The sequence below is a fragment of the Streptomyces sp. NPDC093064 genome (assembly GCF_044754605.1).
Lineage (GTDB): Bacteria > Actinomycetota > Actinomycetes > Streptomycetales > Streptomycetaceae > Streptomyces.
In genome coordinates this window covers 1-17,729 of sequence record NZ_JBIVPK010000011.1, presented here as the reverse complement: position 1 = coordinate 17,729, position 17,729 = coordinate 1, and the positions used below count along the sequence as shown (strand labels likewise).

Genomic DNA, 17,729 nt, shown 5'->3' with positions numbered 1-17,729 from the left:
GCCTAATGGTTACCGCTGCAAAGAAGCCCACTGACCAGGCGGAGCTGTTCAGCGCCTCCACCGCCAAGGAGATCCAGGCGATCCTGTGGAAGGCCGCGGACAAGCTGCGCGGCTCCATCGACGCCGCGCAGTACAAGGAGTTCGTCCTTGGCCTGATCTTCCTGAAGTACGTCTCCGACGCCTTCGAGGAGCGCCGCGCCGAGCTGGCCAAGGAACTCGCCGAGGACGGAATCTCCGAGGACCGCCTCGACGACTTCCTGGAGGATCGTGACGAGTACACTGGCGCCCACGTCTTCTGGGTCCCGGAGACCGCCCGCTGGTCGTGGATCGCCGCCCACGCCAAGAGCCAGGGTGTCGGCAAGCTCCTCGACGAGGCGATGGACGCGGTCATGACGGAGAACGCTTCGCTAAAGGGCGTTCTCCCGAAGATTTTCAACCGCGACAACGTCGACCAGAAGCGCCTCGCCGAGCTCGTTGACCTCATCAGCGACGCCCGCTTCGGCGGCAGCGAGAATAAGCCAGCGCAGGACGTGCTCGGTGAGGTGTACGAGTATTTCCTCGGCAACTTCGCCCGCGCCGAGGGCAAGCGTGGCGGCGAGTTCTACACGCCGCAGTCCGTGGTCCGGCTGATCGTGGAGATCTTGGAGCCGTACGAGGGGCGTGTGTATGACCCGGCGTGCGGCTCGGGCGGCATGTTCGTCCAGGCCAGCAAGTTCATCGAGGCCCATCGGGGGCGCGGCCACAAGGCCGACATCGCGGTCTACGGCCAGGAGCTCAACGAGCGCACCTGGCGCCTGGGCAAGATGAACCTCGCCATCCACGGCATTGACGGAAACCTCGCTCCCCGCTGGGGCGACACTTTCGCCGACGACAAGCACCCGGACCTCAAGGCCGACTTCGTGATGGCCAACCCCCCGTTCAACATTAAGGACTGGGCGCGGGACGAGGGCGACCCCCGGTGGAAGTTCGGGGTCCCGCCGAGGAACAACGCCAACTACGCGTGGCTCCAGCACATGGTCTCCAAGCTGGGCGAGCGGGGCGTAGCCGGCATCGTCCTGGCCAACGGCTCGCTCACTGACCAACAGGGTGGACAAGGAGAGATTCGGCAAGCCCTGATCGAGGCGGACCTTGTGGCGTGCATGGTCGCACTGCCCCCCCAGCTGTTCCGGACGACACAGATCCCGGCCTGCCTGTGGTTCCTGTCCAAAGACAAGACCCCGCAGGGCGCGAAGCGCCTGGACGACCGGCGCGGGGAGATCCTCTTCATCGACGCCCGAGGGATGGGCGAGATGAAGGACCGCACGGAACGAATCCTGACGGATGCCGACCTCGCCAAGATCGCTGGGGCGTACCACGCATGGCGGGGTACGGCGTCGGCGCGCGAGGAGGGGCTGACGTACCGGGACGAGCTCGGGTTCTGCTTCTCGGCCAATCTGGAGACCGTGCGTGAACATGGGTACGTGCTGACGCCGGGGCGATACGTGGGGGCCGTCGAAGCGGAGAAAGAGGACGCGGAGGCGGTGGCGGCGAGGATTGCCACGCTGACGGAAGTGCTCTACGAACTCTTCAACAAGTCGTCGGAAGCAGAGAAGACGGTTCGCAAGCAGCTGGGGAGGATCGATGCCTGACTGGAACTTTGTTAGCTACGAATCCCTTTCCTCCACCGACAAATCATCATTCTCCATGGGGCCGTTTGGGTCGAAAATCACGAAGGAAAACTATGTAAGTGACGGAATTCCCGTAATTCGGGGCGTCAACCTTACGCAGGGAATCTTCATGGATGACGATTTTGTTTTCGTTACAAGCGAGAAGGCGGACGAAATCCTGTCTGCCAACGTGGAACCGGGGGATTTGATCTTCACGCATCGCGGAACGATCGGACAGGTCTCCATGGTGCCGCGCAAACCTCGATTTGATCGATACGTGATTGGATCCAGTCAAGTCAAGACTCGGCTCGACGAGAAGAAGGCCGTGCCGGAATTTTACTATTATTGGTTTCAGTCTCCTGGGGGCCAGCATTCGATCTTGGCGCATGCCTCCACTGTCGGAGTTCCAGGCATCTCCACTCCGCTCACCTCGATCCGTAACCTCAAGGTGCCGTACCCAAAGTTGTCGGAGCAGAAGGCCGTCGCTGACGTACTCGGGGCCCTGGATGACAAGATCGCCGTCAACGAGCGCATCGCGGCCACGTACGAGCAACTGCTTCAGTGCATGTACACGGGGCTAGGTCTGTCGGACGAGCCGGACGACGAAAACGCCATTCCGGTCACGGACCTGGTTGCCTTCAACCCGAAGCTAGCCAAGCCCTCCGACGAGGAGCCGGTCTATGTGGACATGGCCGCGTTGCAGGTCAATCGGGCCAGCATTCCAACCTGGGCTCGACGCGCCCCTAAGTCCGGTCCGCGATTTATGAACGGCGACACGCTCCTTGCCCGCATCACCCCGTGCCTGGAAAACGGGAAGACCGGTTATGTCGACTTCATGGAAGACGGCGAGGTCGGGCTCGGTTCCACCGAGTTCATCGTTGTGCGTTCTCGTGCCGGAATTCCTAGCGAACTCAGCTACTTCATGGCACGCGACAGCAGGTTCCGCGAGCACGCCATTCGCAACATGGTCGGGACGTCCGGGCGTCAGCGCGTCAGTGCTGCGGACGCGGCTAACTACTTCGTGAACCGCCCCGACGCCGATGCATTGGCGGCCTTCGGTAAGGAGGCCACGGCGGCGTTCGCGCACATGAAGTCGCTCCAGGGCGAGAACCGCGCCCTCGCCACCCTCCGCAACACCCTGCTCCCTCAGCTCATGTCTGGCCGCCTCCGCGTCAGAGACGCCGAGAAGATTGTCGAGGACCACGTATGACGCACCCCGACGACGACAACGAGCACCACCGACCCTTCGAGTCCGACTGGGAGCTGCTCGCCCTCGACGAGCTGGCCGAGCTGGCCTGGGAGCACACGCCCGGAAACGAGTTCGCCCCCGGCTCCGGGCACCGCAAGTCGTGGGCCGACCTGATCCTCTACCCGGACCTGCAGGAAGCGGTGGAGCGGCTCAACTCGAACCTCCCCACGGACGCCGTCCGCGACGCCGTCGCAGCCGCCGCGACCCCGGGCTCCCAGGACGCGTACGAGGAGAACCGCACCGCCCACGCACACCTGACGGCTGGCATCCGGTCCGTCACGTACACCGACGCCTTCGGCGCTGAGCACAACCCCACCATCCGCCTCGTCGACCTGGACGACCCGGACGCGAACGTCTACCGCGCACTGAACCAGGTGACCGTCATCGACGGCGAGCGGAACCGTCGCTTCGACGTCGTCCTGTACGTCAACGGCCTGCCGCTCGCCGTCCTGGAACTGAAGCGCGCCGGCGACGAGGATGCCACGCTCCAGACCGCGCACTCGCAGGTCACCCGCTACGTCGCTGAGTTCCCGACCGCTTTTCGCTACAACGCGGTTGTCTTGCTCTCCGACGGCATCACGGCGAAGTACGGCACGCCCTTCACCCCGTACGAGCACTTCGCGCCGTGGAACACGGACGAGTTCGGCGCCCGCGTCGACCCGCTCGATGCCGAGGGGATATGGGATTCGGGCCAGAACCTGGCCGTGCACGGCCTGTTCACCCAGCCGCGCTTCCTCTCCCTCATCCGGTCCTTCATCAACTTCGTCCCGTCGAAGCGGATGAAGCGCATCGCGAAGCCGCACCAGTACCACGCGGTGACCCGCGCCGCCGAGGCCGTACGGGAGGCCTCGGCGAGTGACGGGAAGGCCGGCGTCGTCTGGCACACGCAGGGGTCGGGCAAGTCCGAGGAGATGGTCCTCACCACGACGACGGTGATGCGCGACCCGGCGCTGCTGAACCCGACCGTCGTCGTCATCACGGACCGCACGGACCTCGACGACCAGCTGTACTCCACCTTCCTGGAGAGCGAGATCCTCCCGGAGAGCCCCAAGCAGGTTCTCACCCGGGCCGAGCTGCGCGAGGAGCTGGCCGCCAAGCGCACGGGTGGCATCCTCTTCACCACCCTCCAGAAGTTCGGCCGTACCAAGGAGGAGAAGGAGTCCGGCGCGGACCACCCGCTGCTGTCGGACCGCCGCAACATCGTGGTCGTCGTCGACGAGGCGCACCGCAGCCACTACGACTCGCTCAACGGCTACGCGCGCCATCTGCGCGACGCACTCCCGCACGCCACGCTCCTCGCCTTCACCGGCACCCCGCTCTCCCAGGCCGACCGCAATACCCGCGAAGTGTTCGGCGACAAGGGCGATCACAACGGCTACATCGACGTCTACGACCTCAAGCGCGCCGCCGACGACGGCGCGACCGTCAAGGTCTTCCACGAGAGCCGCGTAGTCCAGCTCGTCCTGGACAAGGACGTCGATCCGACGAAGATCGACGAGGAGGCCGATCGCATCACCGATGGCCTCGACGACACCGAGCGTGAGCGCGTCGAGCAGGCAGTCGCCACGATGAACGCGATGTACGGCTTGCCCGCCCGCATACGGGACCTCACCCAGGACCTGGTGGAGCACTGGGAGGGGCGGCGCGATCGGATGAAGTCGTTCGTTGGCGTCTCCGCGACCGGCGGCGCGGTCGGCAAGGCGATGGTCGTGTGCGCGACCCGTGAGATCTGCGTCCGCGTCTACGACGCCCTGCGCGAGCAGCGGCCCGAGTGGCACAGCGACGAGGTTGACAAGGGTGCCATGAAGATCGTCTTCTCCTCGAACTCCCGCAAGGACCCGAAACACCTCCTCGCCCATGCCCTGAGCGACAGCCGGCGCAAGACAGTCATCAACCGGGCCAAGGACCCCGACGACGAGCTGGAGTTGCTCATCGTCAACAACATGCTCCTGACCGGCTTCGACGCTCCGCCGGTCCACACGATGTACCTGGACCGGCCGCTCAAGGGTGCCAACCTGATGCAGGCCCTGGCGCGGGTCAATCGCCGCTTCCGCGCCAAGGAGGACGGTCTCCTGGTGGGGTACGCGCCGCTGACCGAGAACCTTCAGCGGGCGATCGCCGAGTACACCGAAGCCGACCAGGAGGATCGCACGCTCGGCCAGGACATCGACCGGGCGCTGGACGAGCTGCGCAACGAATACGACATCCTCACGGACATCCTGCGCGGCTTCGACTGGCAGACCAGGCTGGCCATGCCGTCCAAGACGGCGTTCATCGACGCTGCGATCAGGGCCGCCAACTACCTGCGGGACCCGCGCACGGCGGGCAACGACCCAAACAAGCTCGAAGACCCCCGCCAGACGCTCGGCCGACGCTTCCGCGAGCGCGCCCACCGCCTCGAGCGCTTCTACGCGTTGTCCGCCAGCGCCACGAATATCGGCGAGCGCTTCCCCGACCACCCGGCCTGGCGCCGGGACATCCAGTTCTTCGTCGAGGTCCGCGCGTACATGGCGAAGTACGACGCGATGGACCGCGAGGCCCGCGGCTTGCCAGTTGCCCGCGACGTCGAGCTGTACCTCGCGCAGCTGACGTCCTCGGTCGTCGAGACCGGTGGGGTGACGGACCTGTTCGCCGAGGCCGGCCTGGAGACCGCCGACCTGACGCACCTGAACGACGCGCTCGTCGCGCAGCTGCAGAACAGCGAGACCCCGCACCTGGCGGCGGAAGCGCTGCGGCGGCTCATCGAGCGGAAGATGCGCGAGGTGACACGGCACAACATCGTCCGGCGGACGACGTTCTCAGAGCGGCTACAGGACCTCATGGTCCGGTACATGCGGCAGCAGTACACGAGCGCGGAGCTCATCGCCAAGCTCGTCGAGATGGCGAAGGAGGTCGTGGACGACGCCCGCCGCGGCGAGAAGTTCGAGCCGCCGCTGGACTGGCGCGAGCTCGCCTTCTACGACGCGGTGGCCGACCACGGCACGGCGCGCTCGGTGATGGGCGATGAGGTGCTGGCCAGCATCGCCCGCGAGCTGGTCGCGGAGGTCCGCAGCAAGCTCAAGCCCGATTGGATCGCCCGCGAACCGGTCCGCGCCCGCCTCCGCAGCGCGATCAAGCGCCTCTTGGCCCGCCGCAACTACCCGCCGGACCAGGAAGTCGAGGCCATCAACCTGGTCCTGAAGCAGATGGAGCACTTCGCCAACGAGTGGTCCACGAAGGAAATGAAGGGAGACTGAGCCACGGTTCCGTATGCCAGCGGGCTCACATCAGTGGGGTCTGTGTGGCTGGTGGTTGACTTGTCAAGAGAAACGGGCCGCAATATAGCGGCCCGTTTCTCTTACCTGGAGGGACTGAACGCGGGCCCTGTCGCACGTGAGGGGCGGGTCAGTATTCGTTGGTGAAGGCAGCCTCCTGCGCAAGCTTGTTGGCTGGCCTTACACGACCGCTGTCCCGATACAGGTGGAAGATGAAGGCCTTGGCCCTGTTGGCGAAGTCCGTCGCGGGCCGCGTGATGCCACCGTTGATGACGACGACCAGCCGTTTTCCCTCAACCGCTGCGTCGGCATAGAGCTGCTTGACGTCGGAGGTTCCCAGGTCCTTGGACCGCTCCCACCATACGACGTGGACTCCGTCCGAGCGGAATGGTGAGCCGTCGGAGGACGAGAGCTCCATGTCTGTGAACCCCATGGACCGGAGCTGGGCCACGACTTCCGTGACCAGGACGTGAGGGCTGGGTGGGACCACCTCTTCACCGAAGATCGTGAGTCCCTCCGACTCGTTATCCCCATGCGTCTCGATCTTGGTAACCGCCTCAGGACCGGGAGCGAAGACAAACGGGTGGTCCAGGAGTTCCTCGATCACGTCCGCCAAGCGTGTCGTGCCGATGTCGGGTAGTGGCGTCCCGGGTGTGAGGCTCGCCTGCCCGTGAATGAGGCTGTTGAGATCAAGGCGCCACTGGACGCCGTGCTCGAGGTCATGGATGTCAACCATCCATCCAAGGGTGGGTTTGCAGGAGACACGTACCGTCCGAGGGCCACTCCGGACCACGAGGAAGTCGCCCTCGTGCTGCCGAAAACTACGGGCCTCCCATCCCTTCGGCGCTAAGGTGGCCCGCAGCCTGTTGTTCGCCACGACCTGGGCGACGGGGATGCCCTGTCCGGCCAACACGTCCGCTAGACGGACGATCTGGCACATCTCCGGTTCGTCCCACTTCCAAGGGCTCACCTCTTCGCGTCTATCCCTCCAAGCGGTGGTGCGCTCATGGAAAGCGTCAGCCAGGACGTCCTCGCCCGTCTGCGGATCCCAGATGCGAGGAGTGTCTCCGTCGGTGGGACCGTATATGTGCCAGAACAGGTGGTAGTCGTAGGGGCGACCGAACCTCGTCATCCAGAGCAGAGTCTTCGTGCCGTCGTCCACGGTGACGGTGAGGGCCGTGGCACGATTCCCTCCGACCGACTCCTGCATGCGGAGTCGGTCGTTCAAGTCGGGATGCCTTTCGCGGACCGCTGACTCGACGCGTTGGTAGGCGAAGAAGGCCCCCATCGCAGACGACATGTCGCCCCACGGAATCTGCATGAACGTCATCAGTCCGAACCCCCTGCGTCTATGGTCAGAGCAAGCCCCATGCCCGGTGATCACGCTAGCGCGGAATTCGGCATGCCTGCCGGGAGCGTCTGGAGAGGATGAGGCCGTAGCCGCCCAACGCGGGCATCCATCTTCGCAAGTTCTTTACGGCATCCCTCTACCATCGGTGTGAGGTCGTCCGATACCCACGGGTGCGACCGGCGCCGATCTTGAAACTGAAGGGGATGTCCTGCCGGTCGAGCCGTCAGCGGCACCCTCAGTCTGAGCGTCGCTGCGCGTTACCCATATGGGGAGAACTCCTGATCACTACGAATTGGGACGCCGTTGTGCTGTCTTCTTGGCGACTCGCCGTGCTGGCCCCGGCTGGTCGCCCGCTGGATCAGGTGGCATGGCCGGCGTTACTCTCAGAACCTCAGACGCGAAGGTCAACCAGGCCTGCGCGTCGGCGCCGTTGAGGTCGTCCGTCCATATGAGCGAGCCCTTCTGTCCGCCGCCTTGGTTGTGCGGAAGGATGCCGTTGTCTGCGTACCAAGCCTTCTTGAGCTCCCACTTCCGGGCGTAGTCGGGTAGGTCGAGCATCCCTGCGTGCTCCCAGTAGACCGTGCGGCCATCACTGGCTGAGATCGTGAAATCGGGCAGGACGACGCGTCCGTCGGCACCGGTGTAAGGCTCCTCGTATTGCCATTGGCCTGGGGCGAGTTGGTCAAGGAGGCCAGCGATGATGACCTCGTTCTTCGACGCCATCGGGATGCCGCTCGCTGACACATGCATGAGCTTCCGGTCGAAGCGGCGGGCCGTGCCCTGGATCTCAAGCGCTACCGGGTGCGGCGCGTCGAACAGGTCAGTCAGTCGCCGGGCCGTCTCCGAGCGCCAAGGCTGTGCAAGGTCGCGTAGATCGGAGAGCGTGCCCTCGTGGAGGATGACGACCTTGTCCTTCTGCCTGGTGAGGGCGGTGTACATGAGTTCCCGGGAGACGTTCGCCCGGGCGGGGAGGATGAGGAAGGTCGTGCCGAACTCCGATCCCTGCGACTTGTGGACCGTGACTGCCCATGCGAGTTCCAGTAGGGCGTCATCGGAGTCCGTTGGCCAGTACGAGTACTGAAACCCGGATTGGGAGGAGAACTCAACGTTGAGGCGCAGCTGGGACTTGGGTGTCTTCGTCGCCGGTGTGACGAATCCGATCGCCACGCCGATCTCGCCGTTTGCCACGTAGTTCATTGCGTTCTGCTTGGGCCATGCGTTCAGACGCTTGTTGGTGGTCTGCATGACCTTGTCGCCGCGAACGATCAGCTCGGGTCCGATCGGCTTCGGGATGTTGCCCCGACGGGTGTCTCGTTGTGCCCACGTGGTGTCGCTTGACCGGTACGTGCGCTTGATGTGGCGGTTGAGTTCGACTGTGCCGAACGCCCGGGATCGGCTCGGGGAGAGAATCTGCCAGTCCTCTGCATGTTCACCTGCGCCGACCTGCCAGTTGAGGTACGCGCCGTTGATGACGCCGCCGTAGGTGAGCGCGAAGGCTCGCGCTGGGTCCGGGTGGCTATCGAGAACCAAGTTGTGCTTGAGCTCATCGGTCAGTGCCTCGACGACAGTTCTGTTGCCCCATGGGACGTATCGCACGGTGGGCAAGTCAGGGTTGGCGGCCAGTTCTGCCCAGATGGCCTCGTCGCCTGCGCCCCGAGTGTTGTCGCCGAACCAGGCTGCCAGTTCAAGGTCGTGTCTGGTGCCGTGGCTTCCGTCCGCGAGCTGGCGCCGAGGCACCTGGAGTTCGACGTAGCCGGGTGCCACCCGCACCCAGTTACTGAAACCGTCGGGCCGCAGCTTGTTGACGAGGTCGACGAAGGGGCGGCCTGCGCCGATCGGTGGGAGTTGTCGTGGGTCGCCGACAAGGACGAGTCGTTTGACGCCGGTGAAGGAGTCGAGGGTGGCTGCGAGCATCTCCTCGGTGAGCATCGATGCTTCGTCAATGACGACCAAGGCGTAGTTGTGTCGTGGTTGCTGGTCTCCCCACACGAGATACCGGCCGGTCTCTCCGTCGTACCTGTGACTGGCGCTCAGGTGCGACGCCAGAGTCTTGGCGGGCAGCTTCACCTTGGTTTCCAGCTGGACCTTCGCTTTGCCGGTGGGAGCGAGGAGCAGCACATTGCCCGCGGCGACACCGGGGTACTCGACCAAGGCGCGCAGCAGCGTGGTCTTGCCGGTTCCCGCCGGCCCGATGAGCACCGAGAGCGGGGCGTCATGAAGGGCCGAGAGGCCGGCAGCCTTCTCGGTGCGAGCGCGCTCCTCCAATTCGTCGAGCTCTCCCGTGACGTTCTGGTTCCGGTCGAGCGCGCTGTCCAACACTCTTCTGGCGTCCGTGACCGGCCCGAGGCTGTCCCTGTTCTCTTGAGTCCTGATCCAGTCCCGGATGACGGAGGAGGTCTCGTCGAACCGTGTGAGCTTGTACGCGGGAGTGCCGTCTGCGAGCGACACGCTTGTCAGGGGTGACCACTCGCTCCACTCGTTGATGCCGTCATGGTCCAGATCGAGGCCAGTCAGGATGGTCTTGGTCAGAGCGGGCGGTTGAGCGAGTGGGACGTCGTTTGCCAGCGCGACGGTCTCGCCTTCCGGTACGACTGTGTCGCCCTGCCAGCCTCGCCGTTCGAGCACGTCGGTCAGCAATGCTTCGATCCGACGCCGATCGAGGTGGCCCTCCAGCTTGACGTCATCGGGAACCGGAGGCTTCCAGGTGACGTGGGCCGGGGGGAAGAGGGCGCGGTCAACGGTCGTGAACGGTACATGCTCCGCGATGCCGTAGGTGCACGTCGAAGCGAAGTACGGGTTTTGGAGCAGGTCCTCGGCCGTCATCTCGACCTCCGTGGCGCCTTCGAGCAGCATCCGACCCTGGGCCGGGGAGATGTCGAAGCCAGAGAGCAGGCGCAGCACAGCCTGGCGCTCTGGCGGCACCTTCTTCCAGATCCTGGCCTGGAGATTGCCGATGTGTACTTTTATCGCACTCGGTGCGCCGGATGGGTCGGCAAAGACCGTCTGGAGGAGGTCCCACGGGTCAGTATCGTCCCCCGCCTCTGCCATCACCGCTCGCGCCGCCGCGTACGGCTGCTGGACGCCGATCACCTTGAGGAAACCCGGCAGGCCGGGGACGGGGCCACGTAGCTGCCAGAGTCGCTCGATCTGGGCCTGAAGCCATTCGCGGCCGGCGTCAGGGAGATCCACACCCAGTTCGCGCATGCCATCGGCGGCCGACTGCAGCGAGGTGAGCGCCTCAATGGCGGCATCGTCGGACAGGTGCTCGGTGACGTACGAGAACTCGACGACGCGGCCCTCAGGGGCCCACGCGAGCGCCCTGTCGACGTCAATGCCCTCGTCCATCAGGGAGACGAGCTGCTGGTAAGGCAACAAGACCCCATCGGTCATATCGGCGCGGAGCGAGTGCTCGACAACCGTCTCCCACATGGCGGAACTGAAAGGCGGGTTCCCCGATTGGTTCCACATCGGCGGCGGAGTGACGCGGGTGACCCGTGCGGCGCCCACCAGCAGCCGGTCGGTGCGCTGCTCCTGAAACGGTGAGTGCTTCAGATAGGCGAAGACCAACGAGTCACCCGGGGCGACCGGCTCGAAAAAGGCATCCATGATGGCACGTTGGTTGCCTCCGTCCATCACCCACAGCGGGTTGGAGTTCAGCGCTGCGTCGGCGGCGTCCTCCGCGGCCTCGCTGAACAAGGGGACTCGCTCATGGCCGATCTCCTGCGCGAAGACTTCGCGGTTCATCCAGCGGAAGGGAACCGCCTCGAAGGCGTATCCGGGGAGTGTGACGTGGGTGTCGTGGATCTTTCCCTTTAGTGCACGGTGTTGTCGGTACGGATGCTGTTTGACGACCGTGTAGCCGAGTGGAGACATGAACGTCGCGCGCTCGCTGAGGCATGGCAGCCGGTCCTGATCGAGGGTGTCGATCCCGGCACCGGCGTGGGCGACCTCGAACGAGTCGTCCCGACCCTTGCCGATCGCGGCGAGCAACGTACATGACGAGTTCCCTAACGGGTCGTCGCAGATGAACTGGTCCCAGGGGCGGTCCCGCCACGGAACCCTCATCGACACGTGTTGAATTCCGGCCATACAGGAGGTCTATCACCTGGTACCGACGCAGTCCGGCTGTCCGACTTTTTGGTTGTTCAGTGCGTTCGCCCGTGCGCAGTCGCGCATCCGGCCACCGCGTTTCTCCAAGGGCCGCCCTACTTCGACACCTGCCCCAGATAAGCATCCAGGCCGGCCGCCGCCAGCGGGGAGAAGTCCTGTGGGTCAGGGCTGCCGTGCAGCCGCAGCAGGAAGTGGTCCTCGGCGATGATGCAGTCAGTGCACGGCAGGACGCGTGACAGCAGCCGTCCGAAGTCGTGGCAAGTCGCTCGGACGTCGACGTTGTTGAGGCTGATCCACACGTGCAACGTGCCATCTCGAATGGCCAGTTCGACGTCGACTCGAGTGCCGGCCGCAACGGCCGCTTCACCACACCACTTCAGCGTCTCGTGCAGAGCCCCAAGCTGAACCGGAAGCGGGAGGAACGCCTCCTGGCGCATGTCGTCCCGGACCGACACGCCGGTGTGGGGCGCCTGGTCACGCCACCAGTCCTGCAGGATGTCCCGCACGGAAGCGGCCCAGGCTCCCGTGCCCGCCGCGCCCCGGACGGACTCGGTGGCCTGGCGCCGGACCACGCTCGCGGTGTCGGTGTCCTGCTCCGCAGCCATCCGGCGCAGCAGGGAGCGCGGTCCGTACCGGGTGTCGTCGACGATCTTGCGGTACAGCTCCCGCAATGCGTCGGGGCCCCCGCGTCGTCCGGGCCGAGAAGGGCCGTGACACGGTCAGCCCAGGCAAGGAACGCCTCGGTGTCGCCGGTGGCGAGGAGGTCCGTACCGAGGTCGCCGCGGGCCAGGATTCGGGCGCGCTGCCGTTCCATCGCCGGGCCGAGGCCCTCGAGCTGGGCGCGGAGCAGGTAGGTCAACAACCCGCGTTCCGGGTCGAGGAGGTCGCCGACCAGGTCGGTGGCCGGGGCAGCGAGAATGTCGAGGACGGCCTGGGCGGTCGCCTTCTTCGCTTCCGGCTTCCCGGAGGTGCCGGGCAGTTGCTCCGTTCATCGGTGGACACGGCCACGTGTGTCCCGCAGCACGACTGTCGCCGTGTAGCTCTTAAGGTGGTCGGGTCCGCAGATCTGGTACTCGAAGTCGTTGTCGATGCCGTACGCGGCGGTCATGGCGGCCAGGACGGTCACCGGGTCGTGTCGGTGCTTCAGTCCTGTGAGCCAGTCGTCCAGCACATCGGGTCGGCGCCACAGCAGTCGGGACCCGTGTGTGCGCCAGGCCGCGGCGACGACCGCCTGGGTGGCGTCCGACACCGCCGTACGGCCCTGCCCGCTCTCACCGCGGCTGGTCAGCAGCCCCTCCGCCACCTGGAGGGCCGCGCCGAGCTGGGCGGTGTCCTCGTCCGAGGCGGTGAGGATGCGGCTTTCGTCCTCGTCGGGTGTGAGGCCGCGCGCAAGGGTACGACGGGCTCTGACGTGGGCGGCCAGGTAGTTGATGACGTGCGAGCCGTGGTGGGCGAGGAGGTGGTTGTTGTGCTGGCGGGCAGCGGTCACGGCGGCCTGGTTCTCCAGGATCCAGGAGGCGTGGGTGAGGGCCTGCGCGAGGAGACCGTCCGCCCTGTGGCCGAGTTCGAACATCGTCGCCAGATCGCTGACGGCGTCCCGGTGTCTGTTGCCCGGCTGCGCGTACGGCAGCGGCGGCATGCTCCGGTTGGTGGCCGGCGCCGCCTTCTGCCCTTGGTCCACTGCTCCGGCCGCCTGCGGGTACCTGTCCAGCAGGGCTCGGGCCGCGGCCGCTCGTGCGGCCTTCTTCGACAGGCCGGTGCCCTCGGCCGTACGGCCGGTGCCCGTGCGGGCGGTGGCGCGGAAGACCTTCCGGTGGTCGGGGCCTTCCTCGTCGTAGTCGTAGGTAAGTCCTTCCTTGTGGAAGGCCATGTGCGCCAGCGTGACGGGATCGGCGCCGGTCTCTGCGGACGGGCGGTCGAGGTCGGGCCAGACAGCGGCGACGAGCCGACGGGCGAACTGGTGCTCACCACAGAGGCTGAGCGCGCCGAGGATCTGTCGTGCGACCGCTTCGGACACGGATTTCGCGGGCCGCTGCGCTTCGCCGGCGCCCATGCGCACCAGACGACGTTTCGACGGCCCACTGGCCCAACGCGCGGTCTGCGGCGGCGCGCCGCCGAGCGTGTTCGCTGGACTGCTCGCCCGACGTCTGAGGAGTGGCCCACCGTACGTAGGCGTCGAGCAGGATCACGTCGAGCGCTGTGCCACGGAGTCGATCGAGCAGGCCAAGCACGTGCGACGTGATGCGGTCGGCCTGGTGGCTTTCGTAGAGGTGGCTGCGGTGCTCTGCGGCCAGCCCGAGCCAGGCCGTCACCTCTGGCCCGGCGTCCCAATTCCTCACGGTCTCCCGTACGGCCGCGCGGACGACGTCCCCGAAGGTGTCCAGCAGCGTGATGGGCGGCTCGCACAGTGCCGGGTACGTCACGTCGCGGACCGCAAGCGGCCGTACGGCGCGGCTGCACGGCCGGACCGGTTCAGGCAGCGGACGGTGGCCGGTCCTGGGAGGGTCGGGCCGGGCGACTCCGGCGGACGTGCTCCTGCTGCGACGCGGGGACGGGGGCCGGTGGTGGTCGGCGCATTGGGGCTTGCGCGTCGGGGCCTTCCTCTTCCGCCCGTCCGTCCTCGGCGCGTCGCTGCCCTCCAGGAAGTCCTGAAGCTCGGCAGTGAGCCAGAAGGGTAGGCCGGCCGGGAGCTCCCCCCCGCCGGCGCTGGTACGGCGGGCGACGCGCGCCTCAAGCGCCCCTCTGGCGCCTCGGCTCGGAAGCCTCTCCATCTGGGGCAACACGGTCCCCCGGATGCCCCGGCTCGGGGATCTTCCACTGCGTGTGGTCGGGCCAGAGCAAGATACTCAGCGCACCTTCGAGGTCCACGACCGTAAGCATGTCGGGCCAAACGGTTCCGTTGAGCACGTTGGTGATGACCTGTCGATTGACACCGCTTTTCTTCGCGAGGGCATTGGCGCTGATCCCCTGCTCCGTCATCGCCGCAGCGAGCTTGCGGGCTATGGCCTGCGCGACGAGGGCGCCTCGATGCGGCTCCATCATGGCGTGCGGCCAGTCGCCGTCGATGACGAAACTGCTCGGCTTCTTGGCACGTCTGATTCCTCCAGGCACCGCACAAGTGTGACCGAGGCGCACCCCGGATGCGCCCCAAGCCCCCGCATGCTACTTGTATAGCAAGTAACGGAGCGTGATTTCTCGGGAAGACGCGCATGAAGCACGACGGCGAACGGTGCAACGATCCACTCGGGAAGCCCCTGGGGGCCCCTGCTCTGCAAAAGCCTCTGCAGAGCCGCCGCAGAGCGACTCGCATAACTTGCCGAGGCGACCAGGCAACCACCACAGTCGACTACCGTCTGGCCACCCACCTGCGGGATTCACCCGCCCCGATGTGCGCTCGCTGTCACGCGAGCCAGCAGGGGGCCGCACGTGGGGCAACACCCTTGCAGGGCTTGCAGGTTGCCCTGCACTGCAATGTGGTCAATTCCTCTGCATCACAGCATTGCCCTGCCCTACGCTGCCCAGGCGCCCATCTGTGCGCAGAGGTCGTAGGAGGGGCAATGCCGGGTCAGGGATCCACAGCGGCGACCGCACCCTTGCGGGAGTTGCCCACGTACCGAGTGGTCGCGTCGGAGCAGATCTCCATCGCCTGCACGATCGGTATCCTGCCTCAGCCGTTCTCGGTGCACGATGTCAAGGCAAAGCTCGGTCTGGACGCTGGGCGCATCGGCCTCACGATGGCCTTCTTCAAGTACTGCGGGCTCGTCACAAACGCTCCGGGCAGGGGCATGTACCTCGCCACCCGCTCGGCGACTCGGGTAGCAGAGGCATGGGCGAAGGACGCCGAGTTCGGCAAGGCGGAACTGCGCAAGGCATGGAATCAGACATGGTTCACCAAGAGCGCACGAAACAGGCTCGCCCAGGGCCCTGGACTGCGCGACGGAGTGCACGCCCGCTTCATGAGGCTGGCCGGGCGCAGCGCAGCGCACCGCCAGTCGGTCGACAAGCTCATGGAGCTGATGATGCTGTCCGGCCTCCTCATCGAGCAGCCCGACGGGTTCGTGCGCTGGTACGAAGACGCGGCACCCCGTTCCCCTGAGGAATCGCCCGGTCGCCAGCTGGACGACGACGAACCAGGACGTGAAGGCCGCGCAGGAACCTCGCGAAGCGACAGGCCGTCGCACCCCCACAGCAAGAAGCACGCTCAGGCGCAGGAACCTCCTGCCGAGAAAGACGACGATGCGGGGCAGGCACAGACCTCCCCCAGGGCCGGGGATGCGGACGACGACGGTACTGTCCCCGTCTACGAGGATGACCCGGCTGAACTCCTAACCGACCCGCTCTGGCTCAGGTACGTCCGCTATATGACGCCGGATGAAGCGGCGAAATTGCATGAACAGCTCCACGGGGTCCTGAGCATCCTCGCCGACGCACGCGCTTGTGCTCGGGCCGACCCGGGTTCTCCGGCCGTCGAACTCGATCAGCCCCTGCATCTGTCGGACCTTGGGCGAGTGAGCTTGAAGACCTGGCTCGCCGTCTACGCGTCCAGCAGGGAGATGTCCGCATTCATCCCCTCGATGAGGAGCCGCCAGTCGACCTCCCAGTCATGAGTTCGGGTCCGGAGATGCGCTTCCCCGCCAAAGGATCACGCCTCTCCGGACCCGCCACCGTCACCCCGTAAGCCTCATCGCGGCGCCAACCGCGAGAAAGGGGGCTTTGGCGTGCCCTCACACAGAGCGAGAGCCACCAGCCACGGTAGCGCGCCAGCGCGTCGTACCCCATACGTTTCGCTGATTCCCCAGCTCAGACCCACGCACCATCGAGGTCAGTTCGGCCCGCGAGGAGGCGGCCGTGCGTAGCGTCACCCTGCCGGCGGCCCTACGTCAGGTCGCCCGGCAGTGGCAGGAGAAGGTCGTGCGCGGGGCACTCAGCGCACAGACGGCGGACTCCTACATCACCAACTCGGAAAGGCTTCTGCGGTTCACTCTGGCGCTCGGCCTCGAACGCCTCGATGACGTCACCGACACCGTTGCCCAAGCCTTCATTGACGCGCCCGGGCACGACCGTCAAGGCCGGTTGGTCCCCTGCCCGGCGGACAGTACCCGCCGGGTTCGCCGCTCATCGGTCGACGCCTTGTTCGCGGAGGCCCGCAGAATCGGACTGACCACCCGAGCACCGCTCTTGGACCTCCCGCCGATTCCGCGCTCGCAACCGCGGCCCACCGGCATCCTGACCGACACCGACATCGACCGACTCCGCTTCTACGCCGAGCGAGGGATGCCGCAAACCAGGCATGCCGCCGTACTCGGGCTGCTCTTGTCCGGTCTCCACACCGGCGAGATCGGCCTGACCGCTACCACCGATCTGGATCTCGACAACTCCCGGGTCTGGGCGGTGGGCGCTGCCCGGATCACCGCCCGCTACTGTCCGCTCGAGGATCCGTGGAGCCGGGAGGTCCTCCGCCTGCGCGTCGAGTACGTCCAGCACCAGTCGAGCTGCGACCTCCCCGAAACGCTCACCACGAACGGTCTCGCCCCCGCTAACCGGCTGCAGTCCAGCGTGTGCACGGCCTTCGGCGAGGTCGTACGCGCCAGCGGAATCGCCCCGGAAGGTCGGTCCGCCACACCGCGGGATGTCTCCAGCTGGCTCGCTGCGAAGATCCACTCGGAGACCGGTCAAATCTCCGAGGTCGCGCTGCGCCTCGGGCTCTCCTCGCTGGACCGCGCCGCAAAGCTCGCCGGCTACGAATGGCGACCATCAGGGAAGGAAGCCTGATGGGGACGCCGAAACGGCGCCCCGCCGTCTCCAAACCCAAGCCCAAGAAGAAACCGGACTACGTCATGGGCCCGGCGCCCAAGGACGTCTTCTGTCTCAGCCGCCCCGAGCCCCCCGGTCCTCCTGCCCGCCCACTCCCCGCGCTGGAGCGCCTCGAACTACTCGTTGCCAACCCTGACCTGTACGACGTGGCAGAGAAGGTCTTCCCCGGGCGCACTCCAGGATCGCCGGGCCGTCGCCCCGCCTACCCCCCAGGGCCCCGGCGTTTGCCCGGCTCATCCTGACTTGATCGGTTGATGTCGGTAGTGGGCCCCGAAAGTAGGCGAACACGGCCCCTGTGGATCATG

General features: G+C 66.1%; 10 protein-coding genes. 5 read left to right on the top strand and 5 right to left on the bottom strand.

The features are described 5' to 3' along the window. The first annotated feature begins 5 nt into the window (after positions 1 to 5). Genes ACIQFZ_RS15635 through ACIQFZ_RS15625 form a run of 3 tightly spaced genes read left to right on the top strand, consistent with a single transcriptional unit; the run spans position 6 to position 6,131 of the window. Positions 6 to 1,628, top strand: coding sequence for a type I restriction-modification system subunit M (locus tag ACIQFZ_RS15635; RefSeq protein ID WP_402691438.1), 1,623 nt, complete (start codon positions 6 to 8; stop codon positions 1,626 to 1,628). Further along, positions 1,621 to 2,856 carry a restriction endonuclease subunit S gene (locus ACIQFZ_RS15630; protein ID WP_402691437.1) on the top strand — a complete coding sequence of 412 codons (1,236 nt, stop codon included), beginning with the start codon at positions 1,621 to 1,623 and terminating at the stop codon, positions 2,854 to 2,856. Before ACIQFZ_RS15635 ends, ACIQFZ_RS15630 begins: the two co-directional genes overlap by 8 nt. Further along, entirely contained in the window at positions 2,853 to 6,131 is a 3,279-nt protein-coding gene (locus ACIQFZ_RS15625; protein WP_402691436.1) for a type I restriction endonuclease subunit R, read from the top strand. Before ACIQFZ_RS15630 ends, ACIQFZ_RS15625 begins: the two co-directional genes overlap by 4 nt. A 148-nt stretch (positions 6,132 to 6,279) precedes the next feature. Here the strand turns inward: ACIQFZ_RS15625 and ACIQFZ_RS15620 are convergent, their stop codons facing one another. From ACIQFZ_RS15620 to ACIQFZ_RS15600, 5 genes are all read right to left on the bottom strand, one after another. Beyond that, positions 6,280 to 7,479, bottom strand: coding sequence for a hypothetical protein (locus ACIQFZ_RS15620; protein ID WP_402691435.1), 1,200 nt, complete (start codon positions 7,477 to 7,479; stop codon positions 6,280 to 6,282). Positions 7,480 to 7,785: 306 nt separating this feature from the next. Continuing rightward, on the bottom strand, positions 7,786 to 11,589 hold the full coding sequence (locus ACIQFZ_RS15615) for an AAA family ATPase (RefSeq protein ID WP_402691434.1): 3,804 nt from the start codon (positions 11,587 to 11,589) through the stop codon (positions 7,786 to 7,788). A 116-nt stretch (positions 11,590 to 11,705) separates the two neighbouring features. Then, complete coding sequence (locus ACIQFZ_RS15610; RefSeq protein ID WP_402691433.1) at positions 11,706 to 12,281, bottom strand: hypothetical protein; 576 nt, start codon at positions 12,279 to 12,281, stop codon at positions 11,706 to 11,708. A gap of 317 nt (positions 12,282 to 12,598) precedes the next feature. After that, positions 12,599 to 13,663 carry a putative dsRNA-binding protein gene (locus ACIQFZ_RS15605; RefSeq protein WP_402691432.1) on the bottom strand — a complete coding sequence of 355 codons (1,065 nt, stop codon included), beginning with the start codon at positions 13,661 to 13,663 and terminating at the stop codon, positions 12,599 to 12,601. Positions 13,664 to 14,340: 677 nt separating this feature from the next. Beyond that, on the bottom strand, positions 14,341 to 14,721 hold the full coding sequence (locus ACIQFZ_RS15600; RefSeq protein ID WP_402691431.1) for a helix-turn-helix domain-containing protein: 381 nt from the start codon (positions 14,719 to 14,721) through the stop codon (positions 14,341 to 14,343). 491 nt (positions 14,722 to 15,212) lie between these two features. Between ACIQFZ_RS15600 and ACIQFZ_RS15595 the strand changes: the two genes are divergently transcribed. Further along, positions 15,213 to 16,217, top strand: coding sequence for a hypothetical protein (locus tag ACIQFZ_RS15595; protein ID WP_402691430.1), 1,005 nt, complete (start codon positions 15,213 to 15,215; stop codon positions 16,215 to 16,217). A gap of 304 nt (positions 16,218 to 16,521) precedes the next feature. Further along, complete coding sequence (locus ACIQFZ_RS15590) at positions 16,522 to 17,382, top strand: hypothetical protein (RefSeq protein ID WP_402691429.1); 861 nt, start codon at positions 16,522 to 16,524, stop codon at positions 17,380 to 17,382. Positions 17,383 to 17,729: the final 347 nt, after the last annotated feature.

Bases quoted from the DNA above. Each gene is read 5' to 3' on its own strand.
- ACIQFZ_RS15635 (WP_402691438.1), top strand. From the start codon at position 6: ATGGTTACCGCTGCAAAGAAGCCCACTGACCAGGCGGAGCTGTTCAGC.
- ACIQFZ_RS15630 (WP_402691437.1), top strand. From the start codon at position 1,621: ATGCCTGACTGGAACTTTGTTAGCTACGAATCCCTTTCCTCCACCGAC.
- ACIQFZ_RS15625 (WP_402691436.1), top strand. From the start codon at position 2,853: ATGACGCACCCCGACGACGACAACGAGCACCACCGACCCTTCGAGTCC.
- ACIQFZ_RS15620 (WP_402691435.1), bottom strand. From the start codon at position 7,479: ATGACGTTCATGCAGATTCCGTGGGGCGACATGTCGTCTGCGATGGGG.
- ACIQFZ_RS15615 (WP_402691434.1), bottom strand. From the start codon at position 11,589: ATGGCCGGAATTCAACACGTGTCGATGAGGGTTCCGTGGCGGGACCGC.
- ACIQFZ_RS15605 (WP_402691432.1), bottom strand. From the start codon at position 13,663: ATGGGCGCCGGCGAAGCGCAGCGGCCCGCGAAATCCGTGTCCGAAGCG.